Source organism: Streptomyces sp. NPDC019890 (assembly GCF_044903445.1).
GTDB lineage: Bacteria > Actinomycetota > Actinomycetes > Streptomycetales > Streptomycetaceae > Streptomyces.
Map to the genome: position 1 here is coordinate 289,584 of NZ_JBJDQK010000005.1, position 26,429 is coordinate 316,012.

At 68.4% G+C, this 26,429-nt stretch carries 26 protein-coding genes; 15 read left to right on the top strand and 11 right to left on the bottom strand.

The window, feature by feature from the left end; all coding sequences use genetic code 11:
• Positions 1-41 precede the first annotated feature (41 nt).
• From ACI2LP_RS16355 to ACI2LP_RS16365, 3 genes are all read right to left on the bottom strand, one after another.
• Positions 42-677: a PadR family transcriptional regulator gene (locus ACI2LP_RS16355; protein ID WP_404725179.1), complete on the bottom strand. Its 636-nt coding sequence runs from the start codon at positions 675-677 to the stop codon at positions 42-44.
• Between the two features lie 84 nt (positions 678-761).
• A complete protein-coding gene (locus ACI2LP_RS16360; RefSeq protein ID WP_404725180.1) occupies positions 762-1,334 on the bottom strand; it encodes a hypothetical protein in 573 nt (190 codons plus the stop codon).
• 206 nt (positions 1,335-1,540) lie between these two features.
• Positions 1,541-3,157: a protein kinase gene (locus ACI2LP_RS16365; RefSeq protein WP_404725181.1), complete on the bottom strand. Its 1,617-nt coding sequence runs from the start codon at positions 3,155-3,157 to the stop codon at positions 1,541-1,543.
• Between the two features lie 359 nt (positions 3,158-3,516).
• On the opposite strand from ACI2LP_RS16365, the gene ACI2LP_RS16370 reads away from it, so the two are divergent.
• Positions 3,517-5,028, top strand: a complete 1,512-nt coding sequence (locus ACI2LP_RS16370; protein ID WP_404725182.1) for a protein kinase — start codon at positions 3,517-3,519, stop codon at positions 5,026-5,028.
• A 108-nt stretch (positions 5,029-5,136) separates the two neighbouring features.
• Here the strand turns inward: ACI2LP_RS16370 and ACI2LP_RS16375 are convergent, their stop codons facing one another.
• On the bottom strand, positions 5,137-6,144 hold the full coding sequence (locus ACI2LP_RS16375) for a phosphotransferase (protein ID WP_404725183.1): 1,008 nt from the start codon (positions 6,142-6,144) through the stop codon (positions 5,137-5,139).
• Positions 6,145-6,616: 472 nt separating this feature from the next.
• On the opposite strand from ACI2LP_RS16375, the gene pdhA reads away from it, so the two are divergent.
• The 5 genes from pdhA (at position 6,617) to ACI2LP_RS16400 (ending at position 12,022) form a co-directional block, all read left to right on the top strand.
• The gene (gene pdhA, locus ACI2LP_RS16380) at positions 6,617-7,765 is read left to right on the top strand and encodes a pyruvate dehydrogenase (acetyl-transferring) E1 component subunit alpha (protein WP_404725184.1); all 1,149 of its coding nucleotides are present in this window, start codon (positions 6,617-6,619) and stop codon (positions 7,763-7,765) included.
• Positions 7,766-7,767: 2 nt separating this feature from the next.
• Positions 7,768-8,748, top strand: a complete 981-nt coding sequence (locus tag ACI2LP_RS16385) for an alpha-ketoacid dehydrogenase subunit beta (RefSeq protein ID WP_360866876.1) — start codon at positions 7,768-7,770, stop codon at positions 8,746-8,748.
• Between the two features lie 16 nt (positions 8,749-8,764).
• Positions 8,765-10,171, top strand: coding sequence for a dihydrolipoamide acetyltransferase family protein (locus ACI2LP_RS16390; protein ID WP_404725185.1), 1,407 nt, complete (start codon positions 8,765-8,767; stop codon positions 10,169-10,171).
• Between the two features lie 177 nt (positions 10,172-10,348).
• Positions 10,349-11,047: an HAD family hydrolase gene (locus tag ACI2LP_RS16395; protein ID WP_404725186.1), complete on the top strand. Its 699-nt coding sequence runs from the start codon at positions 10,349-10,351 to the stop codon at positions 11,045-11,047.
• A 285-nt stretch (positions 11,048-11,332) separates the two neighbouring features.
• Positions 11,333-12,022 (top strand): response regulator transcription factor, encoded by a 690-nt coding sequence (locus ACI2LP_RS16400; RefSeq protein ID WP_404725187.1) that lies wholly within the window; start codon positions 11,333-11,335, stop codon positions 12,020-12,022.
• Between the two features lie 34 nt (positions 12,023-12,056).
• Here ACI2LP_RS16400 and ACI2LP_RS16405 read toward each other — a convergent pair whose 3' ends face one another.
• From ACI2LP_RS16405 to ACI2LP_RS16415, 3 genes are all read right to left on the bottom strand, one after another.
• On the bottom strand, positions 12,057-12,962 hold the full coding sequence (locus tag ACI2LP_RS16405) for a serine/threonine protein kinase (RefSeq protein WP_404725188.1): 906 nt from the start codon (positions 12,960-12,962) through the stop codon (positions 12,057-12,059).
• A 95-nt stretch (positions 12,963-13,057) separates the two neighbouring features.
• Positions 13,058-14,395, bottom strand: a complete 1,338-nt coding sequence (rfbH, locus tag ACI2LP_RS16410; protein ID WP_404725189.1) for a lipopolysaccharide biosynthesis protein RfbH — start codon at positions 14,393-14,395, stop codon at positions 13,058-13,060.
• A 47-nt stretch (positions 14,396-14,442) separates the two neighbouring features.
• Positions 14,443-15,585, bottom strand: a complete 1,143-nt coding sequence (locus tag ACI2LP_RS16415) for a nucleotide disphospho-sugar-binding domain-containing protein (protein WP_404725190.1) — start codon at positions 15,583-15,585, stop codon at positions 14,443-14,445.
• 175 nt (positions 15,586-15,760) lie between these two features.
• Between ACI2LP_RS16415 and rfbB the strand changes: the two genes are divergently transcribed.
• Both rfbB and rfbA read left to right on the top strand, forming a co-directional pair.
• Entirely contained in the window at positions 15,761-16,735 is a 975-nt protein-coding gene (rfbB, locus tag ACI2LP_RS16420) for a dTDP-glucose 4,6-dehydratase (protein WP_404725191.1), read from the top strand.
• Between the two features lie 7 nt (positions 16,736-16,742).
• Entirely contained in the window at positions 16,743-17,609 is an 867-nt protein-coding gene (rfbA, locus tag ACI2LP_RS16425) for a glucose-1-phosphate thymidylyltransferase RfbA (protein WP_404725192.1), read from the top strand.
• 60 nt (positions 17,610-17,669) lie between these two features.
• Here rfbA and ACI2LP_RS16430 read toward each other — a convergent pair whose 3' ends face one another.
• Entirely contained in the window at positions 17,670-17,924 is a 255-nt protein-coding gene (locus ACI2LP_RS16430) for an acyl carrier protein (RefSeq protein ID WP_404725193.1), read from the bottom strand.
• Positions 17,925-17,966: 42 nt separating this feature from the next.
• On the bottom strand, positions 17,967-19,022 hold the full coding sequence (locus ACI2LP_RS16435) for a beta-ketoacyl-ACP synthase III (RefSeq protein ID WP_404725194.1): 1,056 nt from the start codon (positions 19,020-19,022) through the stop codon (positions 17,967-17,969).
• 268 nt (positions 19,023-19,290) lie between these two features.
• Here ACI2LP_RS16435 and ACI2LP_RS16440 point away from each other — a divergent pair, with 268 nt between their 5' ends.
• Genes ACI2LP_RS16440 through ACI2LP_RS16470 form a run of 7 tightly spaced genes read left to right on the top strand, consistent with a single transcriptional unit; the run spans position 19,291 to position 24,723 of the window.
• A complete protein-coding gene (locus tag ACI2LP_RS16440; RefSeq protein ID WP_404725195.1) occupies positions 19,291-20,037 on the top strand; it encodes an AfsA-related hotdog domain-containing protein in 747 nt (248 codons plus the stop codon).
• Positions 20,038-20,085: 48 nt separating this feature from the next.
• Positions 20,086-20,703, top strand: a complete 618-nt coding sequence (locus tag ACI2LP_RS16445) for a hypothetical protein (RefSeq protein WP_404725196.1) — start codon at positions 20,086-20,088, stop codon at positions 20,701-20,703.
• A gap of 9 nt (positions 20,704-20,712) precedes the next feature.
• Complete coding sequence (locus ACI2LP_RS16450; protein WP_404725197.1) at positions 20,713-21,525, top strand: SDR family NAD(P)-dependent oxidoreductase; 813 nt, start codon at positions 20,713-20,715, stop codon at positions 21,523-21,525.
• A gap of 15 nt (positions 21,526-21,540) precedes the next feature.
• Complete coding sequence (locus ACI2LP_RS16455) at positions 21,541-22,791, top strand: MFS transporter (protein ID WP_404725198.1); 1,251 nt, start codon at positions 21,541-21,543, stop codon at positions 22,789-22,791.
• Positions 22,788-23,633, top strand: coding sequence for a hypothetical protein (locus ACI2LP_RS16460; RefSeq protein WP_404725199.1), 846 nt, complete (start codon positions 22,788-22,790; stop codon positions 23,631-23,633). Before ACI2LP_RS16455 ends, ACI2LP_RS16460 begins: the two co-directional genes overlap by 4 nt.
• Before the next feature lie 31 nt (positions 23,634-23,664).
• On the top strand, positions 23,665-23,865 hold the full coding sequence (locus tag ACI2LP_RS16465) for a 4-oxalocrotonate tautomerase family protein (protein ID WP_404725396.1): 201 nt from the start codon (positions 23,665-23,667) through the stop codon (positions 23,863-23,865).
• Between the two features lie 42 nt (positions 23,866-23,907).
• On the top strand, positions 23,908-24,723 hold the full coding sequence (locus tag ACI2LP_RS16470; protein WP_404725200.1) for a carboxymuconolactone decarboxylase family protein: 816 nt from the start codon (positions 23,908-23,910) through the stop codon (positions 24,721-24,723).
• A gap of 4 nt (positions 24,724-24,727) precedes the next feature.
• On the opposite strand, the gene ACI2LP_RS16475 is transcribed toward ACI2LP_RS16470, so the two are convergent.
• Positions 24,728-25,789 (bottom strand): hypothetical protein, encoded by a 1,062-nt coding sequence (locus tag ACI2LP_RS16475; protein ID WP_404725201.1) that lies wholly within the window; start codon positions 25,787-25,789, stop codon positions 24,728-24,730.
• Positions 25,786-26,415, bottom strand: a complete 630-nt coding sequence (locus ACI2LP_RS16480) for an NAD(P)-binding oxidoreductase (RefSeq protein ID WP_404725202.1) — start codon at positions 26,413-26,415, stop codon at positions 25,786-25,788. Before ACI2LP_RS16480 ends, ACI2LP_RS16475 begins: the two co-directional genes overlap by 4 nt.
• Positions 26,416-26,429: the final 14 nt, after the last annotated feature.

Sequence of the window (26,429 nt, forward strand, 5' to 3'; positions counted from 1 at the left end):
GAGGACGGAGCGGTTGCCGAGCGGGACGCCGGGCAGCCGGGCTAGGTCGGCGTCGCGGGCCGAGGCTGCGCCGGTGCAGCGGGCTGCCCGAGGAGAGAAGCCGCCGTCGTGCTCTCGGCCCCCTGCTGGGCTGCCGCGGAGAGCCGGATGAGTCGCGCCTCGCAGTGATCGAGCCAGCGTGCCTCGGCCTCGGTCTGGAAGATCAGCTGCTCCAGCACGAGCAGCCAGGCCACGTCGTCGCGCTCGGCCGAGCTGCCGCCCTCGATCACGGCCAGGGCCTGCGCCTTGAGCCGGGTGTAGTCCTGCATCGCCCTCACGGTGTGGTGGCGCTGGGACTGAATGACGTCACGGATGTCCACGCCGGGCGCGCCGACCGCCATCGCGAGCTTGATGGCCAGCTCGTCACGTGGCGGGCTGCTGCGGTCCACGGGCGTCTCGAACCAGCTCTTCAGCTCGGTCCGCCCGGCATCGGTGATGACGTAGAGCGCATGGCCGGCGTCGTCCTCGCCGCCCTGGGCGACCATGCCGTCGCGCTCCAGGCGGTTGAGGGTCGTATAGACCTGGCCGACGTTGAGCGGCCAGGTGGCACCGGTACGCGACTCGAACTCCGTACGGAGCTGGGAGCCGTATCGAGGGCCGTGCTCAAGGAGGGCAAGGAGCCCGTGTCGGATGGACATACTCAGTATGTATACCGGGTATGTGAGGGCCGGCAACCACCAATAGGCGGAGCCCGTGCCTCCATCTTGAGGATGACGCGAGGATCAACGACGCCTCAGCCGCAGGCCCAGAAAGCCGATGCCGAGCCCCATGAGGGCCATTCCGATCCCCAGTGACATCGGGGAAATCTGGTGCGCGATGGGCTCGGGAAGCGCCTGAGGTCCCTGGTGACGTGCGGCGGCGGGTGCGGTACGGGTCGGCGTGGGCGTCGGCGCGGCCCAGGCGCCGTCCGGCTCCTCCGTCTCCAGTGCCTCGTCCTCCGAAGGAGGGGGCTCCGGCTTGGCCGGATGCGTACGGGACGGGGCCGCGGAAGCGGAACGGGACGCGGAAACGAACGCCGATGGTGACACGGACGCTCCGGTGGACGGCGTACGGGCCGGGTCGTCGCGGTCGTACGACCCGCCGTCGCCCTCGTCATCGCTCGGGCTCACCGTTCTGGGGTGCCGGCCGGGCCGGGGCCGCCCCTCCCCGGCCTGCCGCCCGGCCAGAGAGGCGGCGGGAGAGGCCGTTGGTGAGGGGTCGGAGGCCTCGGACTCCTCGGCGTACGCCACGGGCGTGGCCAGCAGCAGGAACGAGGCGACCATGATCGCGCACTGTGTGCGGAGCCTTGGAGTCACCGGGTGACCCCCTCCCGTGCCGAGTCGCCGAGTCGCCGAGATATCGGACTCAGGGTCACATGCCATGACTCTTCCGGCATCTCGGGCAGCTGCACGAGGGGACGGGGACGGGGACGGGAATCAGGAACAGGCGAGGGAACGGGAAACGGGAACGGCCCGGCACGAGCGCTGTGCCGGGCCGTTCCGGGAAAACGGTGCGGGCCGGGTCAGCCCGCCTTGCCCGTGGAGATCGTGAGCTCGAACTCCTGGCTCTTCGGCACGATGGCCTCGCCCGAACTCGGGTACTGCGAGACGACGGCGTCCTTGGGGTACTGAGGGTTGTCCACCTCGGTCACCTTCCAGGTCCAGCCGGCTTCCCGCAGGCAGTCCTTCACCGAGAGGATGTCCTTGTAGAGGAGCTGCGGGGCCTGAACCTTCGACGGGTCGGTGCCGTCCTCCGTGGCGTCCGTGCACTTCGACTTGTCGATCGTCCGCGTACGGTCCGGCGCCTTGACGCCCGCCTCCACCGACTCGCTCGCGCTCGGGTCGCCGCCCGTGTTGTCCCCGGTCCCCGAGTCCTTGTTCAGCGCGATCACCGTGATCAGGCCGCCGACCGCAAGCAGCGCCACCACGATCGCGCCCACGATGACCGGCATGTTCCGCTTGCCGCCGCCGCTGCTGCCGCCCGGCATCGCCGTCTGCGGTGAGATGGAGTACGGAGGCGGAGTCGAGGCCACCGGAGCATGCTGCTGATACGGCGAGACCGGAGCGGGCGTCTGCGGATACCCGTAGTGCGGCGCCGGAGCGGGCGCCGGGGTCGGCGGCCCGTACGGACCCGGCTGGTAGGGCGTCTGCACGCTCTGCGGTGCCAAAGGCGCCTGGTCCAGCGGCGGGAAGACCGCGGAGCCGACGCCCGCGCCACTCGTCGTCGGCGCGCCGCCGATGATCACCGGCGCCCCCGTCTGCCCGGCGCTCGCCACCCGCGCGATCTCGTCGCGCATCGCCGCGGCGCTCGGGAAACGTTCGTTGGGGTTCTTCTTCAGCGCCCGCGCGACCAGTGCGTCCATCGCGGGCGTGACGGAGCGGTTGATCGTGGACGGAGCGACCGGCTCCTCCTGCACATGCGCGTACGCGATCGCCAGCGGCGAGTCCGCGTCGAACGGCAGCCGTCCGGTCAGCAGTTGGAACAGCATGATGCCGACGGAGTACAGGTCGGACCGCGCGTCCACGCCACGCCCCAGCGCCTGCTCGGGCGACAGATACTGCGGCGTGCCGACGACCATGCCGGTCTGCGTCATCGAGGTGACGCCGGACTGCATGGCGCGCGCGATGCCGAAGTCCATGACCTTCACGACATTGCGCTTGGTCATCATCACGTTGCCGGGCTTGATGTCGCGGTGGACCAGGCCCATCTCGTGGCTGGTCTCCAGGGCGGCCAGCACATCGGCCGTCACCTTCAGCGCCTTGTCGGCCGGCATCGCGCCGTACTGTGCAATGTCCGCCTGCAGTACGGATCCGAGCGGCCGGCCCTCGACGTACTCCATCACGATGTACGGCATCAACGAGCCATCGAGCTCGTCCTCGCCGGTGTCGAAGACCGACACGATGTTGGTGTGCGACAGCTTGGCGACCGCCTGCGCCTCGCGCCGGAACCGCTCGCGGAAGGACTGCTCGCGCCCCAGTTCCGTATGCAGCGTCTTGATGGCGACCTGACGGTCCAGCGCCGAGTCGTACGCGAGGTACACGGAGGCCATGCCGCCTTCGCCGAGCAGGTCGCGCAGCTGATACCGGCCGCCGGCGACCGACCCTCCCGCATAGCGGCCCTGTGCGCCGTCCTGGCTCATTCTGTGCTTCCCCCTCGGCACGAAGGCCCGTGATCCGTATGGCCGCGACCCGTATTGCCGTGATCAGTATTGAGATGATCCGTTGGCGTGATCCGTATTACGGGCCAAGTCTGCCCGAGGGCAGAGACACGTCAAGCCAGGTGCCCGTTCCGTGACCGTACGCACAACAAGCGTCTCGGAAGCGTTACAGGAAAAGCATGGAATTTGCGTGGCCGGACCGGCAGCGGGTTTGATGGCCGGTCCATCCCGAAACCGCCGCGCCGCCCGAAGGCTGTAGCGTGACGTGACAGAGAACTGAGGACGACAGCGAACCCCGCACGCAACACTACGCAGGCGGACAGATACGACGGCGAGGACTGATGGCACCCGAACCCGAAGCCGGCAACGGCGGAGTGCCGGATGCGGCCGACTCCTGGGGCATCGGCGGAGTGGTCGGCGACGGCCGCTATCGCCTGACGCACCGTCTTGGACGCGGTGGCATGGCCGAGGTGTTCGCCGCGGAGGACGTACGGCTCGGCCGTACCGTCGCCGTCAAGCTGCTCCGACCCGATCTCGCCGAGGACCCGGTCTCCAAGGCCCGTTTCACGCGTGAGGCGCAGTCGGTGGCCGGCCTCAACCACCATGCGGTGGTGGCGGTCTACGACTCCGGCGAGGACGTGGTGGGCGGTCAGACTGTCCCCTACATCGTGATGGAGCTCGTCGAGGGCCGCACCATCCGTGATCTGCTCGTCAACGCTGAAGCCCCGCCGCCCGAGCAGGCGTTGATCATCGTCTCCGGTGTGCTGGAGGCACTCGCCTACTCGCACCAGCACGGCATCGTGCACCGTGACATCAAGCCCGCGAACGTCATCATCACCAACTCCGGTGCCGTGAAGGTGATGGACTTCGGCATCGCGCGCGCCCTGCACGGCGCGCAGTCGACCATGACCCAGACCGGCATGGTCATGGGCACGCCCCAGTACCTCTCCCCCGAGCAGGCGCTGGGCAAGGCCGTCGACCACCGTTCCGATCTGTACGCCACGGGCTGTCTGCTCTACGAACTCCTCGCCCTGCGTCCCCCGTTCACCGGCGAGACCCCGCTCTCGGTGGTCTACCAGCATGTCCAGGACATCCCGGTGCCGCCGTCCGAGGTCTCGGACGTGGTGCCGCCGGAACTCGACGGTCTGGTGATGCGCTCGCTCGCGAAGGACCCGGACGACCGGTTCCAGAGCGCGGAGGAGATGCGCGGCCTCGTGCAGTACGGGCTGCAGATGCTGCAGCAGCAGGGCAGCCACTCCGGCACCTGGAACACCGGTCCGGTCGAGATGCACGACGCCGCGTTCACCCCTGCGATGGGCATGACCGGGCCGACGGCGATGCATCATCCGGTGCACGGCGAGACCTCGCAGGGGCCGCTGTTGCCGCCGATGAACCCCAACGACGGCGGATACGACGGCGGTCACCGGGACGGCAAGGGCGGCCGCGGAAAGATGTGGCTGTTCGCCGTGCTCGCGGTGATCGCGATCGCGGCGGGTGTCGCGTTCGCGGTGGACAGGGCGAAGGACGCCGGTACGGGTCAGAAGGACGACACGAAGACGTCGCAGTCCCCGACGACGCCGGAGGCCTCGCCGACGCCGTCCGAAGAGGAGTCGCAGAGCGAGGATCCGGACCCCACGGGCGACGAGCAGCAGCCGACCTGGACGCCGTCGTACACGCCGTCGTACACGCCGAGCGATCCGCAGACGCCGACGGACGACCCGACGACGGCGGATCCGACGGAGCCGACGGGGGATCCGACCGGGGATCCGACGACGGCGGATCCGACGGAGCCGACGGGGGATCCGACCGGGGATCCGACGGGTGGGCCGGGGGAACCGGGCGGCGGTCCCTGACGGGCGCGGTGCGGCAGGCCTGGGCTCTGCCCCGGGCCCCGGTCCTCAATCGCCGGACGGGCTGAAGTGTGGGGCTGCGCCGCCCAAACCCGGCGGGCTCGATAGTGCTCAGCCCGTGAAGGCCTCGCGCACCGCCTCGTACTCGCTCGTCCACCACACTGCCAGGGCCGACGCCGCAGGGAACTGCGGGTCGGCCCTTCGGTCGTGCAGTTGGTAGCGCCAGCGCAGTATCCAGAAGTCGTTCAGCCGCTCCCACCACACCCGGTGCACCGCCGCCGTCAGCTCCGCCGCGTCCGCGCCGGCCGCCCGCCGGTAGGCCCGCGCATACGCCCGTACCTTCGGCAGCTCCAGCTCCCCGGCCGGCTGGACGAAGAAGATGGCCGCCGCCCGCACCGCCTCCTCCGCGCGCGGCTGCACCCCCAGCCGGTCCCAGTCGACGATCGCGGCCGGCTCCCCGCCCCGGTAGAGCAGATTCAGCGGGTGGAAGTCGCCGTGCACCCAGCCGCCCGCGGACGCCGGCGGCGGTCTGCGGGCGGCATGGCGCTCCAGCAGTTGGCGCCGCTCCAGGAGGCGGTGTTCGGCCAGGGCGTCGAAGGCGTCCAGGGGACGGGCCCGGCGGGCCAGCACCAGCAGTTCGTCGATGAGCGCGAACGTCTCCTCCGGGTCGGCGCTCTCGTACTGCCTGCCCTCGGTGGCGTCCACGTCCATGACCTGCTCCAGACAGGTGTGCACGAGCCCGAGGAGCGAGCCGAGCCGCTGGGACTGGAGGGTGGTCAGATGCGCGCCGTCGTGGTGCCGTCCGTCGATCCAGGGGTGCAGCGCGTAGCACCGCCCGCCGATCACCGCGACAGTGTCGCCGTGGGCGTCCTCGAGGGGCGGGGCGACCGGCACGCCGAGCGTCTGGAGCCGCTTGGTCGCACGGTGCTGGCGGGTGATGGCCTCGCGGTCTCCGTCGAGATGGTGCTTGAGGAAGTACGCCCCTCGGGTGGTGGCGAGCCGGTAGCCGCGGTTGAGGAGGCCCTGGGTGACGGGCTCGCAGGAGAGTGGTTCGCCCGGGTCCTTGTAGCGGTTCAGCAGTGGACCGATGGGAGGGGCAGTTGCAGATGAGCGCGGCACTCGCCAGATGTTAGATCACGCAGCGTGGTCAATGGGCGGCTCTTGGAGATAATCCGGAGGGTGCACCGTGGCGAGCTGTGCCACGCCACGCCGGACCACTTCGCGCAGATTCTTGCGAAATGCTGCGATTTTCCCGTCTTCGCGCGCGAAAGTGGTCTCACACATTTACTCTTCCCGTGTCCGGGGTGACCGGGATAACGTGCCGGTGTTCCGGCGCCTGCAAGGCTGTGACCAGTGGTTGTTCCCGCATTTCTCGATTTACTTGGAAATCCAAGCAAAATCGCAGGTCAAGTGGGGTTTCGCAGTAAGGCGACACACTGGGTAACGTGCCTTTGGCAGGGCGCTCGCCGGGGCACCTGTCACGCCTGATCCCGGCCGAGTCGCACCCACCCCGTGCACAGGTACGGATACAGGCGAGCCGCACTGGTTTCCCGGCGGACCCCGGGGGCCGGACCGACGGAGGAGCACGCACGTGACCGTGGAGAGCACTGCCGCGCGCAAACCGCGCCGCGCCAGCAAGCGCGCGAGCGCAGCGAAGAAGCCGCAGAGTGCCGAGCCCCAGCTCGTCCAGCTGCTGACCCCCGAGGGGGTGCGAGTCGAGCACCCCGAGTACGAGATCGACCTGAGCCCGGACGAGCTGCGCGGACTGTACCGGGACATGGTCCTGACCCGCCGCTTCGACGCCGAGGCCACCGCACTTCAGCGGCAGGGCGAGCTCGGACTGTGGGCGTCGCTGCTGGGCCAGGAGGCCGCACAGATCGGCTCCGGCCGGGCGCTGCGCGACGACGACTATGTCTTTCCGACCTACCGCGAGCACGGCGTCGCCTGGTGCCGCGGGGTCGACCCGACCAATCTGCTGGGCATGTTCCGCGGTGTGAACCACGGTGGCTGGGACCCCACCACCAACAACTTCCACCTGTACACGATCGTCATCGGCTCGCAGACGCTGCACGCCACCGGCTACGCGATGGGCGTGGCCAAGGACGGCGCCGACTCGGCCGTGATCGCGTACTTCGGCGACGGCGCGTCCAGCCAGGGCGATGTCGCCGAATCGTTCACCTTCTCCGCGGTCTACAACGCCCCGGTCGTGTTCTTCTGCCAGAACAACCAGTGGGCCATCTCCGAGCCGACCGAGAAGCAGACCCGGGTGCCGCTCTACCAGCGCGCCCAGGGCTTCGGCTTCCCCGGCGTCCGAGTCGACGGCAATGACGTACTCGCCTGCCTCGCCGTGACGCGGTGGGCGCTGGAGCGGGCCCGCCGCGGCGAGGGGCCCACGCTGGTCGAGGCGTTCACCTACCGGATGGGCGCGCACACCACGTCGGACGACCCGACCAAGTACCGGCACGACGACGAGCGGCAGGCCTGGGAGGCCAAGGACCCGATCCTTCGGCTGCGCACCTACCTGACGAACGAGGGGCACGCCGACGAGGCGTACTTCACCGCGCTGGACGAGGAGAGCGACGCGCTCGCCAAGCGGGTGCGGGAGGCGGTGCGGGCCATGCCCGACCCGGACGACATGGCCATGTTCGATCATGTCTACGCGGACGGGCACGCGCTCGTCGACGAGGAGCGCGCGCAGTTCGCCGCCTACCAGGCGTCCTTCGCCGAGGAGGGCAACTAACCATGGCCGTACAGAAGCTTCCCCTCGCCAAGGCGCTCAACGAGTCGCTGCGCAAGGCCCTGGAGACCGACCCCAAGGTCCTGATCATGGGCGAGGACGTCGGCAAACTCGGCGGCGTCTTCCGGGTCACCGACGGACTGCAGAAGGACTTCGGTGAGGACCGGGTCATCGACACCCCGCTCGCCGAGTCCGGCATCGTCGGCACGGCCATCGGTCTCGCGCTGCGCGGCTACCGGCCCGTCGTGGAGATCCAGTTCGACGGTTTCGTCTTCCCCGCGTACGACCAGATCGTCACGCAGCTCGCGAAGATGCACGCCCGTGCGCTCGGCAAGATCAAGATGCCGGTCGTCGTGCGCATTCCGTACGGCGGCGGCATCGGCGCGGTCGAGCACCACAGCGAGTCCCCCGAGGCGCTCTTCGCGCATGTCGCGGGCCTCAAGGTGGTCTCGCCGTCCAACTCCTCCGACGCGTACTGGATGCTCCAGCAGGCGATCCAGAGCGACGACCCGGTCATCTTCTTCGAGCCGAAGCGGCGTTACTGGGACAAGGGCGAGGTCGACACCGAGGCGATCCCCGGCCCGCTGCACAAGGCCCGGACCGTCCAGACCGGCTCCGACATCACGCTCGCCGCGTACGGGCCGATGGTGAAGGTCTGTGTCGAGGCGGCGGCCGCGGCCGCCGAGGAGGGCAAGTCGGTGGAGGTCCTGGACCTGCGCTCGATGTCCCCGATCGACTTCGACACCATCCAGACGTCGGTGGAGAAGACGCGCCGCCTGGTCGTGGTGCACGAGGCGCCGGTCTTCTACGGCTCGGGCGCGGAGATCGCCGCCCGGATCACCGAGCGGTGCTTCTACCATCTGGAGGCCCCGGTGCTGAGGGTCGGCGGCTTCCACGCGCCGTACCCACCGGCGAGGCTGGAAGAGGAGTACTTGCCGGGCCTGGACCGGGTACTCGACGCCGTCGACCGCTCGCTCGCGTACTGAGAAGGGCCCCTAGATCATGTCTCGCTACCGCGAATTCAAGATGCCCGATGTGGGCGAGGGCCTGACCGAGGCCGAGATCCTCAAGTGGTACGTCCAGCCCGGTGACACCGTCACCGACGGCCAGGTCGTCTGCGAGGTGGAGACCGCGAAGGCAGCCGTCGAGCTGCCGATTCCGTACGACGGGGTGGTGCACGAGCTCCGCTTCGAGGAGGGCACGACGGTCGACGTCGGCACGTCGATCATCACCGTGGACGTGGCCCCGGGTTCGGAGCCGGAGAAGCCCGCGGAGCCGGCGGCTCCACTGGCCGCTGCCGCTCCGGTCGCTGCCCCGGCCGAGGAGAAGAAGCCGGAGGGCCGGCAGCCGGTCCTCGTCGGCTACGGCGTCGCCGAGTCCTCCACCAAGCGCCGCCCGCGCAAGGGGGCCCCGGTCCCGGAGCAGCCCCAGGCCGCGCCCGCGAGCACGTACTACGCGCCGCCCGCCGCCGCGGCGGTCCAGGGCGAGCTGAACGGCCACGCGGGCACGGTCACGCTGGACCGTCCGCTCGCCAAGCCGCCGGTCCGCAAGCTCGCCAAGGACCTCGGCGTCGATCTGACGACGGTCACCCCGACCGGTCCGGACGGGATCATCACCCGCGAGGACGTCCACGCGGCGGTGGCCACGGCGCCCGTCGTCGCCCTTCCGGAGCCGTTGGCCGAGGCGCCTGCGCCGGTGGCGGCGGGTGCGCGGGAGACGCGTATCCCCGTCAAGGGCGTACGGAAGGCCATCGCGGCGGCGATGGTCACAAGCGCCTTCACCGCGCCGCATGTCACGGAGTTCATCACGCTCGACGTGACGCGGACGATGAAGCTCGTCGAGGAGCTCAAGGCCGACAAGGACATGGCAGGGCTGCGGGTCAATCCGCTGCTGCTGGTCGCCAAGGCGCTGCTGGTCGCGATCAAGCGGAACCCCGAGGTCAACGCCGCCTGGGACGAGGCCAACCAGGAGATCGTGCTCAAGCACTATGTGAACCTGGGCATCGCGGCGGCCACCCCGCGCGGTCTGATCGTGCCGAACATCAAGGACGCGCACGACAAGACGCTGCCCGAACTGGCGGCGGCGCTGGGTGAGCTGGTCTCCACGGCCCGCGAGGGCAAGACCTCTCCTGCCGCCATGCAGGGCGGCACGGTGACCATCACCAACGTCGGAGTCTTCGGCGTCGACACGGGCACGCCGATCCTGAACCCCGGCGAGTCCGCGATTCTCGCGGTCGGCGCGATCAAGCTCCAGCCGTGGGTCCACAAGGGCAAGGTCAAGCCGCGCCAGGTCACCACGCTCGCGCTCTCCTTCGACCACCGGCTGGTCGACGGCGAGCTGGGCTCCAAGGTGCTGGCGGACGTCGCGGCGATCCTGGAGAACCCGAAGCGGCTGATCACCTGGTCCTGATCCACAGGCCCTGATCCGCAGGTCACAAGGCAAGGCCCGGGCGAGTGACGCCCGGGCCTCTGCCATGCCTGTCCGGTGTGCCCGAAGGAGCAGCCCGAACTGCCCTTGTCCCCCCTCCGCCCGCCGGACATGATCGTCCGGGGCGGCGGCAGACGATGACTGGCGATGGGGAACACCATGACTTCAGCGCGCCGTTCGGCGTTTTTCGATGCCGACGAGACGGTGATCACGACCAAGAGCATGTTCGCGTTTCTGCGCCACTGGATGGCTCAGAACGGAGACTCCGGGTCCGGATACGACAGGATCATGGCGGACATCAGAGCCATGGCCGCGAACAACGTCGACCGCAGCGAGATCAATCGCACCTACTACCGGCTCTTCAAAGGCGTACCGCAGCGGGAGCTGTCGGCAGCGGGCCGCGAGTGGTACGCCGGCTACCGCGCCGGGCCCACCGCGTTCGTCGGAGCCACGCTCGACGCCCTGGACGAGCATCGTGCGGCCGGCGATCTGATCTGCCTTGTCTCCGGCTCGTTCCGCGGTGTTCTCCTGCCGCTTGCCGAGGAGATCGCTGCGGACGTCGTCCTGTGCACCGAGCCCGTCGTCACGGAGGACGGACTGCTCACCGGCGAGGTGCACCAGCCGATGATCGGCGCGGCGAAGAGTGCCGCGGTGGCCGACACCATCACCGAACACGGCCTCTCACCTGCGGATTGCTATGGATACGGCGACCATCTGTCCGACCTGGGACTGCTGGAGCAGGTCGGGAACCCTCATGTCGTCGACGTCGATCCGGCGCTGGTCGCCCTCGCGAAGGAGCGGGGCTGGCCGGTGCTGTCGTCCGCTCCCGCGCCTGCGCGCCGCGCGGCCGACCGCTGAAATGTAGGCGGTAATTCCACTTCGATTAACCCCCGGGTATTTCTGTCCGGGGGTTCTTTTCGCTTTCTTTCCCATTGTGTTGCCGATTTATTAACGAAATCGTCCGGCGGGTCATTCGGGTATGCGCATGCGGTGCGGTAGTTATTTCCTGAACTTCTTTTGTATCGTGTTCAATTTGTTGGTGGTGAGCTATATCACATAGGATGGCTGAATCCCGTCGGTATCCTTGACTTGTGCCCGGAGTCGGATGACCGCCGGCGCGCTTCAAAGCAACAGGGGGTAGTCTTGCTGGGCGTCTCGGAAATTAAGGAAAGAGAGATCACTGTACGGCGCGTCGTCGTGGCAATCGGGAATGGACTGCTGCGTTACGGCGTCGAGCGAATGCTTCAAGTGCCACCGAAGGTTGAGATCCGATCCCTGCCGGGGCTCGCCGGAGCGCTCACTGACGGTCTCGACGACGGAGACCTGCTCATCGCGCTGCTGAGTGAGGTCGACGACGCAGTTGCCGCGGAATTACGCCAGAACGAGGATCGCGGAGTCCGCATCATGCTGCTCATCGAGGACGACGATCTCGATGAGCTGCCCAATATGACCGGTATCAGGGCCGGGTTTGTGAAGATCGACGGGATCAACGAGGACACTCTGAACAAGGCCCTGGCCTCTGTTGCCGGGGGTAACGTACCCATCCCCCCTGAGCTCGCCCAGGATCTGCTCCTGCTCGCGACCCGGCGCAACGACGCGCCGCGGGGTCAGCTGAGGCTGACCCCGCGGGAGCAGGAAGCACTTGTACTCATGGTCGAGGGGCTGAGCAACAGGCAAATTGCCCGCAGGCTGCAGATATCCGAGCACGGAGCGAAGCGCCTGGTGGCCAATATTTTGGCAAAGATGGACTGCAACAATCGCACGCTCGCTGTTTCAAGGGCTCTGCGTGAAGGCCTCTACGAGCGTTATGTGAAAGCCCGCGAAATGAACTGACAACCCTCTGTGAAGGTCTTGTGCAAGGGAGCTGCTAAGAGGGGATCTCATAGTAAGCGGAATCCCCCCAGGTTGCTGTTGCCAGGTGGCCCTCGGCGTCAATGCCGAGGGCCACAGGCGAACTCAGACCAGTCAGCACGGACGTGATCGAGCCATCACGGGCCACCCGCTTGATCTCGCCGGCCGTGCGGTCGGTGACAAAAACGGAACCCGCCTTGTCGGCGACGATTCCCACACCGAGTCCGTCGAAGTCCTCGGAGTGGGTTTCCACGGTCCCGTCCCGCGTGACGCGGGACAGCACGCCACCCTCGTAATTCGACACATAGATCGTGCCGTCGGCGGCCTCGACCACACCCACCGGGGTGCGCAGCCCGTCGGCCACCCTGCTGCTCCTCCCGTCCGGGGAGACGCTCATGAGCTCGTTGCTCGCCCGGTTGGTGACGAGGAGGTTCTGCCGGGAGTCGAAGCTGATGCCGGTCGGGGTGTGGAAGCCGGAGGCGAACCTCTCCAGCTTCCCCGCGGCCGGGGCGCGGTAGACGACATCGGCGTTGTAGTCGGCGACGTAGAGGGCGCCCCGCCGGTCCACGGCCAGACCGGCGGGGGCCTCAAGACCCTTGACGTGGACGGAGCGCTTGCCGTCGCGGGTGATCCGCTCGACCGTGCCGGCCGACCAGTTGGACACATAGACCGAGCCGTCCCGGCCGTAGGCCAGACCGGTCGGCGACGAGAAGCCGGTGTATTTCGGCTTCCCGGCCTCCCGGGCCTTCGCGGCGGGCTCGCGGCCCGTCCCGCCTCCCGGGGTGGGGGGACCGGAGGATGCGGAGGATCCCGGCGACTGCGATGCGCCGGTGCGCCCCGTGTCGTCGTCGCTCGTGCAGGCTGCCACGGAGGACACCAGCAGGCCGCCCACGAGAAGCTTCGGCAGGAGTAAGGAACGCATGACCACCTCTTGGGGGGAGTGGATGAGTGCGCCGACGGTCAACGTACGAGTTGGAGCGCACTCCACCGCAAGGGCCGACCGGACTGCGGAACGGCTCAACGCCCCTTGCTGCGTACAAAGTCGGTCACGGACTGGGCCATGTAGTCGGTCATCTCGTCGGTGAGCCCGGGGTGCACACCGATCCAGAAGCTGTGCTCGGTGATGATGTCGCTGTTGGTCAGCTCGCCGGCCACGCGGTAGTTCGTGCCCTGGTAGGCCGGGTGCCGGGTCAGATTGCCCGCGAAGACCTGACGCGTGCCGATGCTCCTCGCCTCCAGGAAGGCCACCAGCTCACGGCGGGTGAAGGGGGCGTCCGGCAGCACGGTGAGCACAAAGCCGAACCAGCTCGGCTCGCTGTTCGGGGTGGCGCTCGGCAGCAGCAGACCCGGCACGTCCGCCAGCGCGTCGTGCAGCCGCTGCCAGTTGCGCCGGCGTGCCTCGATGAAGACGGGCAGCTTGGCCAGCTGGGTCAGGCCCAGCGCGGCCTGGCTGTCGGTCGCCTTGAGGTTGTAACCCACATGGGAATAGATGTACTTGTGGTCGTAACCCTCGGGCAGAGTGCCCAGCTGCCACCGGAACCGCTTGGCGCACTTGTTGTCCTCGCCGGGAGCGCACCAGCAGTCCCGTCCCCAGTCGCGCAGTGACTCGACGATGCGCGCCAGATGCAGATCGCTCGTGGAGACCACCCCGCCCTCGCCCATGGTGATGTGGTGCGCGGGGTAGCAGCTGAGCGTGGAGAGATCGCCGAACGTACCGGTCAGCCGGCCGTCGTAACGGGCGCCCAGGGCATCGCAGTTGTCCTCGACGAGCCACAGGTCGTGCTGCTCGGCCAGCTCCGCGATCTCGCGGGCCGCGTACGGATTGCCCAGCGTGTGGGCGAGGGCGATCGCCTTGGTCCGCGGGCCGATCGCCGCCGCGATCCGGTCCACGCTCGCGTTGTACGTACCGAGCTCGGTGTCCACGAACACCGGCACCAGACCGTTCTGCAGCACCGGGTTGACGGTGGTGGGAAAGCCCGCGGCGACCGTGATGACCTCGTCGCCGGCAACCAGCCGCCGGTCGGCCAGCTGCGGGGACGTCAGCGCGCTGATCGCCAGCAGATTGGCGGACGAGCCCGAATTCACCAGGTGCGACTTGCGTACGCCGATGGTCTTGGAGAAGCGGCTCTCGAATTCCTGCGCGGTCTTCTTCGCCACGATCCGCATCTCCAGTGCGGCCTCGACGAGCGCCACGCGGTCCTCGTCGTCGAAGACCGGCCCTGAGGAGTACAGCGGGGTCACACCGGGCACGAACGGCCGGTCGGACTCGGTGGAGCGATGGAACTTGCGTACGGCGTCGAGGAGCTGGGCCTTGGCTTCTTCACGGCTGTCTGTCTGCACGGGTGCGCTGGTCACACTGGACCCCTTCGCTTCGTGTGGTGGGAAATCAGGACTGACCGCGGTCAGCGGCCTTCGGCTTCGAAGGCCGTCTCCAGCAGGCGGACCGTCTCGTCGAGACCGGTGCGTGCGGCGTTCTCGTTCTGCAGCCGCCACGCGACCTCCTGGAGGCCGGGCTCCTCCAGCACGCTGCGTACGGATTCCCTGATGGCCTCCACCGACGCCTCCTCCGGGTGCAGTACGCGGGCGGCGCCGACCTCGGCGATCCGGTCCGCATGCTGGTACTGGACGCACATCTGCGGCAGCCCGAGCTGAGGAAGGCCGGCGGCGGTCGCGGCCATGGCGCTGCCCGCACCGCCGTGGTGGATGACCGCCGTGCAGGTCGGCAGCACCTGCGAGAGCGGCAGCGTGTGGATCAGCCGGGTGCGTGCCGGGCGCTCGCCCAGCTGGTCCAGCTTGATGTGGTCGCCGACCGCGATGACCACATCGAGGTCGAAGGCGGTCAGCGCCTGCACCGTGCGCTGGAGGACATTGGCGTGGTCGCCGCCGATCGGCGCGTTGCCGAGGGTGACGAGCACGCGCGGTGCGTCGGGCTGCTCGAACAGCCACTGAGGCATGACACCCGCCCCGTTGAAGGGGACGTACCGGCTGGGAACGGCGTTGGCCGGCGGGGTCCGCCACTGCAGTTCCGGCGGGCAGTTGTCGATGATCTTCCAGTGGCTGTGCGCCTCCTCGCCGAGGCCCCACTTGCGGCGGATCGGCCGCAGCGCCTCGGCGATCGGCTCGTCGACCGCGGGGTCGGCCAGCAGCCCCCAGCCGTGCAGGACGGTCGGCACACCGATCAGACCGGCCGCGATCGGGGCCGCGTACTCCCAGTCGGTGCACAGGATCAGGTCGGGCCGCCAGGTGTCGGCGACGGCCACGGTCCGGTCCACGGTCCGCTCGGTGGCGGGCACGTAGTAGTCGATGATGTGGTCGGTCAACTCGGCGATCGACGAGCCCTGCTGGGCCCTTTTGGTGCCGAGGTCGCCGAGACGGAAGTCCTCGGCGACCGCCACGGACGAGATTCCCGCCTCGGCGGTCAGCCGCGCGAACCTGTCGGGCAGCGCGGCCAGTACCTCGTGACCGGCGTTCCGCAATGCCCACAGCGTCGAAATCATTGGATAGAGATGCCCCTGGTTGGGGGCACTGGTCGCCAGAATTCGCATTGCTCGAACATAAGGAATCGATTTTCCCTCGGTCAATGCCCGCCAATTATCAGCCCTTTGGGTGTAGCCGTCTGGTGCATGCCCTCACGGGCAGCCCAGAATCGCCTTGTCGGGCGGTCTGTGGCGCTGGCAGGGTCGTCGGCATTCGTCCTCGAATGCTGGACAGGTGAATTCCATGCGCATTCTGGTTACCGGCGGGGCAGGCTTCATCGGTTCGCACTATGTGCGCAGCCTCCTCGGCAGCGATCTGCCCGCGCGCGCGGTGGAACGGCTCACCGTGCTCGACAAGCTGACCTACGCCGGAAGAAAGAGCAATATCGCGGCACATCTTGCTGATCCGCGGCTGACGTTCGTGCACGGCGACATCGGTGACCCGGAGCTGGTCGACGAGGTCATGGCCGGCCAGGACGTCGTGGTGCACTTCGCCGCCGAGTCGCACGTCGACCGGTCCATCGCCGAAGCCTCGGTCTTCGTCCGTACGAATGTGCTCGGCACAGAAGTGCTGCTCAGCGCGGCTCGGCGGCATGACGTCGGCACCTTCGTACATGTCTCGACCGACGAGGTCTACGGCTCCCTGGAACGGGGCTCATGGCCCGAAACCGATCCGATGAACCCCAACTCCCCCTACGCGGCGAGCAAGGCGTCCTCGGATCTGCTGGCCCTCGCGTACCACCGTACATTCGGAATGGACGTACGCATCACCCGCTGCTCCAACAACTACGGCCCGTACCAATTCCCCGAGAAGGTCATCCCGTTGTTCGTGACCAATCTTCTCGAAGGGAAGAAGGTGCCGCTCTACGGCGACGGAATGAACGTACGCGACTGGCTGCATGTCGACGATCACTGTCACGGCATCCGGCTGGTGGTGGAGAAGGGGCAGCCGGGCGAGATCTACAACATCGGCGGCGGGCAGGAACTGGCCAATATCGAACTGGCCCATCTGCTCCTCGACGCACTCGGCCAGGGCCGGGAAATGATCGAGCATGTCGAGGACCGCAAAGGCCACGACCGTCGCTACTCCGTGGACTGGTCGAAGGCACGCGCGGAAATCGGCTATGAGCCGCGACACGACTTCTCCTCCGGGCTCGCCGACACCATCGACTGGTACCGGGAAAACCAGGACTGGTGGACGGCGCTGAAGAAAAGGTGAATCGCTGATGCGTGGAATCATCCTGGCGGGCGGCGCCGGCACCCGGCTGCGGCCGCTGACCTCGGTGACATCGAAACAGCTGCTTCCGGTCTACGACAAACCCATGATCTACTACCCGCTCTCGATCCAGCTGCTGGCCGGGATCCGCGAGATCCTGATCATCACCACCCCCGAGAGCCGCGAGGACTTCCACCGGCTGCTCGGGAAGGGCGAGCGTCTTGGTGTGCGGATCGAGTACGCCCAGCAGGACGAACCGCGGGGCCTCGCCGATGCCTTCCTGCTCGGCCGCCGCTTCATCGGTGACGACCAGGTCTGCCTGGTCCTCGGCGACAACATCTTCCACGGACAGGACCTGCCGACCATTGTGCGCAAGGAGGTCGCACAGCTCGACGGGGCAACTCTCTTCGGCTACCAGGTGGACGATCCTCAGCGGTACGGCGTCGCGGTACTCGACGACGAGGGCCGGCTGGTCGACATCGAGGAGAAGCCCGCCGAACCCAAGTCGGACCTGGCGGTCACCGGGCTCTACCTCTACGACAACGACGTGGTCTCGTACGCGGCTCAGCTGTCGCCCTCCGCGCGCGGTGAACTGGAGATCACCGACATCAACCGGCGCTATGTGGAGCAGGGCAGGGCGCGGCTGGTGAATCTGGGCTCCGGTACGGCGTGGCTGGACACCGGGACCCACGACAGCCTCTTCGAGGCGGCCGGTTATGTCCATGCCGTGCAGTCGCGGCAGGGGGTACAGATCGCCTGCATCGAGGAGGTCGCGTTCCGGATGGGGTTCATCGGGGCGGACGACGTGGCCAACAGCATCGACGCGTACGGGCGTTCGTCGGACTACGGACGTCATCTGGCGCGGCTGGTGGGCTGAGCGCACGACAAAGGATGGCCGTCCCGGGGGGTGGGGACGGCCATCCGGCATGTCGGTGCTTCAGGATGTGGTGGCGGCTGCCGTGGAGAGCTTCTGCGCCAGCAGATTCAGCACATCGTCGAGGGTGTGCTCGAGGGTGATCTCCTCCTCGTCGACCGGGGTGCCGAACTCGTTCTCCAGGGCGGTGGCGAGCTCCACCAGGGTCAGCGAGTCGAACTCCAGGGACTCCAGCGTCGGATTGTCCGCCAGCGCGGCGGCATCGAGCTCGAAGGTGGACAGAAGGATTGCCGTCACCCGGCTCAACAGGTCGCTCATGGATCTTTTCTCCTCATCGGTGTGGTCGTTCAGGGGTCGGTGTCACGAGGTGACTGCGGTGACATCCGGCCAGCGCAGTACGGTCGAAGCCCAGGTCAGCCCGCCGCCGAAGGCCGTCAGCAGTACGCGCTGCCCCGGCCGCAGAGTGCCGGACGCGGCCGCGTCGGCGAGCGCGAGGGGTATCGAGGCGGCGGAGGTGTTGCCCACCCGCTCGATCTGCGAGACGACCCGCTCCCCCGGGACGTCCAGCTCGGCGGCGACGGCGTCGAGGATGCGCTGGTTCGCCTGGTGGGCGACGACATGGTCGAGGGTGTCGGCGCTCCAGCCCGCGCTCGCCAGCACCCGCCGCGCGGACTGCGACATATGGGCCACGGCATTGCGGTAGACCCGCTTGCCCTGCATCTGGAAGTAGTGGTCGGCCCGTTCGACGCTCTGCCCGGGGGCCGAGCGCTGGCGGGAACCGCCCGCGGGGATCGTGATGAGATCGGCGAGCGACCCGTCGCTGCCCAGGTCGTACGGTCCGAGCGCGCCCTCCTCGTCCGCGGTGCCCGCACGCAGCACCACGGCGCCCGCCCCGTCGCCGAACACCGCACGGGTGGTGCGGTCCTGCGGGTCGAGGATGGTCGAGTACGCGTCCGCGCCGATGACCAGGACCCGCTCGGCGATGCCGGCGGCGATGAAGCCCGAGGCGACGGCGAGGCTGTAGACGAATCCGCTGCACACGGCCGCCACATCGAAGGCGGGTACGGGGCCGAGGCCGAGGCGTCCCGCCACATCGGGCGCGGTGGCCGGACACGGCCTGTCCGGCGTTGTGGTGGCCACCAGCACCGCGTCCACGTCCGAGGCTCCGGCCGACTTCAGCGCACGGAAACCCGCTTCGACGGCGAGGTCCGAGGTGGCCATCCCCTCGTCGATCACATGCCGCTGGGCGATGCCCGTACGGCTGCGGATCCATTCGTCGCTGGTGTCGAGTTCGGCGGAGAGGTCATGGTTGGTGACCACTCTGGCCGGCAGCCAGGAGCCGACACCGGCGACGACGGCGGCCCTGTGGTGCCCCTGAAGTTGATTGCCCGGTTGACTCTCCGGTCCTGAAACCATGTCGATTCTTCCCCTTGTCGAAGCCGCGTCGAAAGTCTTCCAAGTGGTGTCGGAAATAGGGAATTTCATGGAAGCCGGTTTCGAAAGTATTCATCGAAGTGGGCCGGCGTCAACGGATATCTAGGGGATGCTTGCAGGTCACATCGGGCGGCGTAGCCGATCGGCCACCCCGGTCTGGCAGTTGTGGAGCGAGAATTCGGGAAACTAATGTCCATGACGTACTTCCTGGGCGGTTGTTACGCCGAAATTACCGGGAGAGGAACGGAAGATGAGCACCCACGTCATGGTGGTCGCAGACCGCTTCACCGGCTTTGTGCACTCGGACGACGTCCGCACGATCTCCGGACTGACTGCGGAGATCAACAAGGGCGTGTTCGACGACGGAGACGGCGAGGTCCTGCTGCACGAGGGGCAGGGCGTCGGCAGCTTCGAGCGCACGTACGTCCAGCAGGCCATCGACCGTCGCAAGCTGACCGACCGGATTCGCTTCACCGGCCCGGAGGTGGCCCCGGAAGGCCGCGATGTAGTGCACAAACACAGCGAGAACAACGTCTTGCTGGCGGGCCTGAGGCAGCTGGACGAGGCGCGCTACACCGCTGACATCCGGGTGCACGGCGACAATGAACTCCTCCTCGACCACCAGACCGGCGAGCACGTCCAGGGCATGGTCATCGTCGAGGCGGTGCGCCAGCTGTTCCTCGGTGTCTTCGAGCGCGGGTACCGCAATCGCTGGCCTCTCAGCGATTTCTACATCGTCTGGAACTCGGTGAATCTGACGTTCGGGAACTTCCTCTTCCCGCTCCCGGCAGAAATACGCTGCACCGTGCGTGAGCTGTCGGTCGACAAGCCGGATCGGCAGCTCGACTTCGAGCTCGACTTCGAGCTGTATCAGAGCGGAAAACTGGCGGCTTCGGGACAGGTCGGTTTCTCTGGATTCCCTCGCCAGAAAATCGCAGTACTTGAGCGTCGCAAGGCCCAGAAGGCCCTCAAGGGTCACCTTGAGGCCAGCGCCTGACTTCTTGCACTTCTTCACTCCACTTCACTTCTCCAGGAGGAAATCCTCGTGTCCGCACGCCTGTTGCTCGTGACCGAAGTGCCGGTGCAGAGCGAAGAGATCGACAAGACCGGCGCGGCCTGGGCCGCCCACAACGCGGCCTCCGGGCACAGCGGCTCCGTGCTCTACCGCTCGCTCGACGACGCCGGCCTGCTGGTGGAGCTGACGCCCATCAGCGGCCTCGGGGAGATCGCCGAGCGCGAGGCTGCCCACCGGGAGCTCTACGCCACGATCGCGCCTGCCCTGGCCGGGGACTTCCGCCGCCAGGTCGTCGAATTCGTCGAGGCTCCGAAGGACACCGACGAGCCGCTGCCGGCCACGCCGTACATCCAGCTGAGGCATGTCGAGGTGAAGCCGCCGGCGTACGACGCCTACCGGGAGTGGCGGGACCGCACGATCTTCGACGTCGTACGCACCCACGACGAGGTCGAGGTCTTCCTGGCCTACCACTCACTGCTGAGCACCGAGCCCGGCGTGCTGTTCGTCTCCGGATTCTCCGTCGAACCCGACGTCTACCAGGCGGTGTTCACCTCCCCCCGGTACCAGGACATCGTCAAGCAGGCCGGGGACACGTACATCACCGACCGGGGGCTCTACACCCGGATCTACGCCCGCGTCGAGAACTGAGGGGATCCCATGACTGAGGTGCGGGATACGGGCCGGGATGTGGCCGTCGTCAGCGGCGCCACCGGCGGAATCGGCGGCGCGGTCGTGGAACGGCTGGCCGCGGACGGAGCGCACGTGGTGCTGCTCGGACGTGACGCGGCGCGGCTCGAAGCGGCCCGCAAGCGCATCGCCGGGCGGCTCGGCGAGAGTGGCGACGCTGCGCACGAGCTCACCGCCGTGGTGCTCGACATCAACGAGACCGCGTCGGTCGAAGAGGGCATCGCCTGGGTGGTGGGCCGCTTCGGCCGGATCGACGTCCTGGTGAACGCGGCGGGCGACGGACCGGTGGCGCCCCTCCTGGAGTCCACCGACGAGCAGTGGGACACCACGGTCAACAGCAAGCTCTTCGGCGCGATACGGCTCACCAGGGCGGTAGCGAGGGCCATGGTGGAGCGGGGAGCCGGCCGGATCGTCTTCATCAACGGCTCGTTCCGGCGCGAGCCCGATCCGCTCTTTGTGATCAACGCAGTCGCCAACGCCGGGCTCGGCGGCTTCGCCAAGGCGATCTCCCGCGACCTGGGCAGGAGCGGACTGCGGGTCAACACCGTGGACCCGGGAGCGACCGACACCGATCTGTGGACACAGACCCTCGCGGACCTCGGGCAGCGCTTCGGCATCAGCCCCGACCAGGTGGGCCAGGACTTCCTCGGCAAGACGCCCTACGGATCGCTGCCGACGCCCGCCGATGTCGCGGAGGCGGTGGCCTATCTCGTGTCGCCCGGCGCCGCCCAGGTCAACGGAGCCTCGATCACCGTCGACGGCGGCGCCTCGGTGGCGCTGTAGGTGGAGGGATCCCACATGGTCACCACGGCACAGACAGCCTCCTCCGCTGCCGCGCGTTCCACGGCGGCGTCCTGGCGTGCGGCCGTCATCGCCGCGGCCGCAACCTGCTGCGCGGTCTCCACGATCTATATGACGCAGCCGGTCTTTCCCGAGATCGCCGCGTCCCTCGATGTCGGCCCGGAGGACGCGCGGTTCGTCTTCACCGTGGCGAGCTTCGCGTACGCCCTGTCGTTCTTCCTCTTCGGGCCGCTCTCCGACCGCTTCCGCAGCAAGGTGCTGGGCGCGGCCGGGGCGGTGACGGTCGCCGCACTGATCGCCATTGCCGCGGTGGTCCCCGGCTTCACCGCGTTCGCGCTGCTGCTCGCCGTGGCCGGGATCGCGGCCGCGGCGGTACCGGCCGCGATGATCGCGCTGATGCCGAGGATCGCGCCGGACGGTCTGGTGGGCGTCTTCTTCGGGCTGATCATCGGGGCCACCGTCGCCGGCATCACCCTCGGACGCTCGTTCACCGGGGTTGTCGCCGGCTGGGCGGACTGGCACAAGGCGGTGCTGCTGCTCGCGGCGCTCAATGTGGTGACCGCGGTGCTGATGCGGCTGCTGCCGACGCCGGGCGCGGGTGAGCAACGGGCCCGCAAGCCGGTGGGGCAGGCCTATCTGGCAGCGCTGCGGATGTTCGGACAGGGGCCCGTGGTCCGGCTGTTCGGGGTCGGGGCGCTGCTGTTCTTCGGGTATCTCGGACTCGTCACCTTCCTCACCTACCGGCTGCAGGGCGCCCCCTTCCACTACAGCGCCGGGGCGATCGGCACGGTCAGCCTGATCGGTCTGACCGGAGTGCTGGGCGCACCGCTGGCCGGACGGCTGAGCAGCCGGATCGCGCCGCGCCAGGTCGTCCTGCTGGGTCTTGGCCTGGTGCTGGCCGGTGTCGCGGCGCTCGGGGCGGCGGCCGGCACCGCGCTGCTGGTGGTCGGAATGCTGCTGCTCTTCCTCGGCGTCTTCTCGTGCCAGCCGGCCGTGCTGGTGCTGCTCGCGCGGGCCGTGCCCGAGGAGCGGAGGGGCGCCGCCTCGTCCATGTACATGCTCGTCTGCCTGCTCGCGGGCAGCGCAGCGAGCGCCGCGCTCGGCCCCGTGTGGACCGGCGGCGGCTGGGGTGCCGTGGTGGCCACCGGTGCGGGTTCCGTGGCACTCGCGGCCGCACTCGCCGCACTCGGCTTCCGGGACACCACAGCGGTCCGGGACAACACAGCAGAAGGGAGCGGTTCGCGATGAGCCGTTCGGGGACCTACCGGCTCAGCCCCACCACCCAGGGGCCGTCGTATCCGCCCAGTGAGATCGTCGACGCCGACGGGGACTTCGTGGTGATCGGCATGATCAACCGGGAGGGACCTTCAGGGGGTCTCGAACGGTCCTGGGGATCGGCGATCGTCAGCCCCAAGAGCGAGCTGCCGCCGTTCGGCGAGCAGGTCCCCTACACCGTCGTGCGCGAGCTCGGCGACGAACTCGACCCGGCGGACCGGGACATGGTGCTGTATACGCTGCCGCTCCCGCTGCCCTGCAACAACTACCCGATGGTCTTCGCGCCCGAGCAGCGCCCCGACGCGAACGAGATCGTACGGCCGAGCTATCCGCTGCATCAGGCGCCGATCCCCGATCTGCGTCCGGAGGACGGGCCCAAGGTGACCGAGCCGATCACGCTCGGCCGATGGGTCCAGGCGGAGGGGGAGCTGGAGGTGGAGCTCACCGAGGACGGCCGCGGCGCCGTGTTCCGGATGGAGTTCGGGGGGCTCGTCCCCAGCAGCCTCTACACCGTGATGTCCCTGCGGCAGCACGACCTGGACCCGGCCGGTCCCACCAGACCGGGGCCACTGGGTGTGCCCAATGTCTTCGTCACCGACGAGGAGGGCCGGGCAAGTTACCGCGCGACCATGCCCCATCCCTTCCCGGCGCCCGGCACACCGGGAGCGAACCGGATCATCAATGTCGTGGTGCTGTGGATGAGTTATCAGCAGAACTACGGCGGTGCCATCGGCTGGTTCGGTCTGGGCGGGGATATTCACGCCCAGTTGAAACTCCAGAAGCCTGCATTTCACGAATTTGTAACGACGGATTGAATCGAGGTCGGCGGCTGTGCCGTTCATCACTGTGACCACTTGGCCGAATCAGACGGACGAGAAGTGCCAGGAGCTGATAGAGGAGATCACGAAGGCCACGCACAAGGTCACCGGAGCGCCACTCGACAAGATAGCGGTGGTTATTCAGGAGATTCCCCAGAATCGCTGGGGCGAGGGTGGGATCATGGCTACGAACCCGGAATTTCCGGAGTTGAGCCGGCGTCGGTCCTGAGCCGGCTCAGGTCCTGACCATGGAACAAGGAGTCACCCAGGCATGGCAGTTGAGTCCCACAACGAGAAGGACCGCTACACCACGGGGTTGGCCATCCTTCAGCAACTGGCCGCTGAGGAACGTCCTTCGGTGCTCGACAGTTTCTCCGACATCGCACCGGATCTCGGCCGGTTCACGGTGGAGTTCCCCTACGGCGACATCTATGCGCGGTCCTCACTCACCCTGCGTCAGAGGCAACTGGCGACAGTGGGCGCCCTGACGGCTCTCGGGAATGCTGCACCGCAGCTGAAGTTCCATATCGGCGGAGCGCTCAATATCGGTGTGACGCGGCGCGAGATAGTCGAGGCGATCCTTCATGTCGTGGTGTACGCGGGATTCCCGGCGGCCATCAACGGCATCAATGTTGCCAAGGCGGTGTTCGCGGAGCGCACGGACGACGGCGACGAGGCCCCGCACGGGGTCAGCGAGAAGGACGAAACGTCGCGCTACGACCGCGGCTGGGACGCGCTCGCCGAGATCGACGGCCATGCCGGCGAGGCGGTGATCGAGAGCCTCAAGGACATCGCTCCCGATCTTGCCCGCTACATCGTGGAGTTCTCCTTCGGCGACATCTACACGCGCGGCGGCTTGGACCTGCATGCCCGCGAGGTGGTGACGATCGCCGCGTGCACCGCGCTGGGGACGGCCCGTCCCCAGCTCAAGGTGCATGTGAACGGGCTGCTCAACGTCGGCGGCACACAGGACGAAGTCGTCGAGACCATTCTGCAGATGGCCGTCTACGCGGGCTTCCCCGCCGCGATCAACGGCATCACGGCCGCCCGCGAGGTCTTCGCGGAGCGGGCGGCCGCCGGTCAGTAGTGGGCTATGGCGCCAGGTTCGGGTAGGCCCGGGCGGCCCGCGGGGGCACCGCGAACGTCGCCCGGCTCCGTACCTCCATCACCGAGTTGATGCCGTTGTTGCGGCGAACCCCGATGTCGCCGTGATGCCCCCGCGCATCCGCCGCGTTCATCACCGCGCGGGTGGCGTTGAAGTCCTCCATGGTGCGCTGCAGGGACACGAAATGGGTCCCGGGCGCACCATGGTCGAGCGTCGCGAAATCCCGCCGGTTGATCCGGGGACGCCCGTGGAGCCGGGCGCGGCCGGTGGCCTGCGCATGTCCGACCGATCCGTGCGCACCGGCCAGCGCGGGCAGCCGGTCCGCGTCGCTGCGTGCGTCGTCCACCAGCTTTTCGGCCTCGTCGGCGCTGATGCCGGGGGCGTACATCCGGGCGCTGCGGGTGTCGCGGTCCTGCTCGTACCAGCTGTCGAGATCGAGCTCGATATAGCTCACATGCATGGTGGTGCCGCCGGCCAGCGGGCCCTCGGCGACGGTGATGGACTCCTCGGTCGCCTGGTTGCCGCGCAGCCCCGAGTGGAAGCCGAGCAGCAGCGGCGCCTTCGGGGAGAGCCCGCGCTCGGGCAGCCGCTCGGCGGGCAGCCCGCCCCCGACAAACCCGGTGCGCACCTCCCGTATCCGCAGCCGTACGCGCTGGTCCAGCGGGCCGGGTCCGAACAGCGCGTCGGTGACCTCCGTGAGGCGGTCCTCGTCGTCGGACGCCAGATGCAGACAGGCGTCGATGTCCTCCAGTACCGGGTTCTCCCAGCGCGCCATGGGGATGGCGCGGGGTACGGGGGAGCGGACGGCGGTGTGCCGCGCGTACCAGCCGAATCCCCAGCCCAGGCAGGTGAGCAGTCCGTCGGGTCCGTACGGGAAACGCTCCTCCAGGGCGGCGAGCGCACCCTCGAGGCGCTCGGCGTCCGCGGCGGTGGGGTGGTCCAGGACATCGAGCATGAGCAGCCGATGGAACCGCGGGGCGAGCGGACGGCCCTCCTCGTCGGCACGAAAGGTCGGTTCCCATGCGTGCTGGGCCTCGGGCAGCTTCATACGAGTTCCTTGTGGGGCGCGGCGTCGGGCTGGAGGCGGGCGTATGCGGCGGCCCAGTCGGCAGGCGGTGTGCCCGGCTCGCTGAACAGCCCGAAGGTCGTACGGACGGCGCTCCCGCTCTCGATGGCCGCGATCAGTGCCACCGCGATGTCCGCGCGGGAGACCATGCCGTCGGCGTGCGGATCCTGGGTGAGGGTGATGGCGTGCGCACCGGGTGGATCGTCGGTGAGCCAGGTGGGGCGGACGATCGTGTACGGCAGCCCGGCGGCGCGCAGATCCTCTTCGGAGGCGATCCTCGCGGGCAGCTGCGTGGCGTCGACCCGGCTCAGCGGGTGGGCCCTGCCATGGCCGACGACGAAGGAGCTGACCAGCAGGATGCGCGGGGGCGAGGGGAGTTCGGCGGCAGCGGCGAGCAGGGTACGCATGGCCTGCTGGGCGTGCACCCGGGCATCGCCGCGCTTGGGGACGAGGACGGCGGCGTCGGTGCCGGTGAGCGCCCGGCGGACGGGCCCGACCTCGTCATAGGTGTCGAGCCGGCGTACATGGTGACCCCCGGCGCCGGCGAGTTCCGCGAAGTGCACCGCGGTGGTGCCGGGCGACATGGTCCCGGCGATGACGAGTCTCATGTCAGCACGTTAGG

Bases quoted from the DNA above. Each gene is read 5' to 3' on its own strand.
- ACI2LP_RS16435 (WP_404725194.1), bottom strand. From the start codon at position 19,022: ATGGTTTCAGGACCGGAGAGTCAACCGGGCAATCAACTTCAGGGGCAC.
- ACI2LP_RS16365 (WP_404725181.1), bottom strand. From the start codon at position 3,157: ATGAGCCAGGACGGCGCACAGGGCCGCTATGCGGGAGGGTCGGTCGCC.
- ACI2LP_RS16395 (WP_404725186.1), top strand. From the start codon at position 10,349: ATGACTTCAGCGCGCCGTTCGGCGTTTTTCGATGCCGACGAGACGGTG.
- ACI2LP_RS16460 (WP_404725199.1), top strand. From the start codon at position 22,788: ATGAGCCGTTCGGGGACCTACCGGCTCAGCCCCACCACCCAGGGGCCG.
- ACI2LP_RS16480 (WP_404725202.1), bottom strand. From the start codon at position 26,415: ATGAGACTCGTCATCGCCGGGACCATGTCGCCCGGCACCACCGCGGTG.
- ACI2LP_RS16355 (WP_404725179.1), bottom strand. From the start codon at position 677: ATGTCCATCCGACACGGGCTCCTTGCCCTCCTTGAGCACGGCCCTCGA.
- ACI2LP_RS16470 (WP_404725200.1), top strand. From the start codon at position 23,908: ATGGCAGTTGAGTCCCACAACGAGAAGGACCGCTACACCACGGGGTTG.
- rfbB (WP_404725191.1), top strand. From the start codon at position 15,761: ATGCGCATTCTGGTTACCGGCGGGGCAGGCTTCATCGGTTCGCACTAT.
- ACI2LP_RS16405 (WP_404725188.1), bottom strand. From the start codon at position 12,962: ATGCGTTCCTTACTCCTGCCGAAGCTTCTCGTGGGCGGCCTGCTGGTG.
- ACI2LP_RS16430 (WP_404725193.1), bottom strand. From the start codon at position 17,924: ATGAGCGACCTGTTGAGCCGGGTGACGGCAATCCTTCTGTCCACCTTC.
- ACI2LP_RS16450 (WP_404725197.1), top strand. From the start codon at position 20,713: ATGACTGAGGTGCGGGATACGGGCCGGGATGTGGCCGTCGTCAGCGGC.
- rfbA (WP_404725192.1), top strand. From the start codon at position 16,743: ATGCGTGGAATCATCCTGGCGGGCGGCGCCGGCACCCGGCTGCGGCCG.
- ACI2LP_RS16475 (WP_404725201.1), bottom strand. From the start codon at position 25,789: ATGAAGCTGCCCGAGGCCCAGCACGCATGGGAACCGACCTTTCGTGCC.
- ACI2LP_RS16455 (WP_404725198.1), top strand. From the start codon at position 21,541: ATGGTCACCACGGCACAGACAGCCTCCTCCGCTGCCGCGCGTTCCACG.
- ACI2LP_RS16385 (WP_360866876.1), top strand. From the start codon at position 7,768: ATGGCCGTACAGAAGCTTCCCCTCGCCAAGGCGCTCAACGAGTCGCTG.
- ACI2LP_RS16440 (WP_404725195.1), top strand. From the start codon at position 19,291: ATGAGCACCCACGTCATGGTGGTCGCAGACCGCTTCACCGGCTTTGTG.
- ACI2LP_RS16390 (WP_404725185.1), top strand. From the start codon at position 8,765: ATGTCTCGCTACCGCGAATTCAAGATGCCCGATGTGGGCGAGGGCCTG.
- ACI2LP_RS16370 (WP_404725182.1), top strand. From the start codon at position 3,517: ATGGCACCCGAACCCGAAGCCGGCAACGGCGGAGTGCCGGATGCGGCC.
- ACI2LP_RS16415 (WP_404725190.1), bottom strand. From the start codon at position 15,585: ATGCGAATTCTGGCGACCAGTGCCCCCAACCAGGGGCATCTCTATCCA.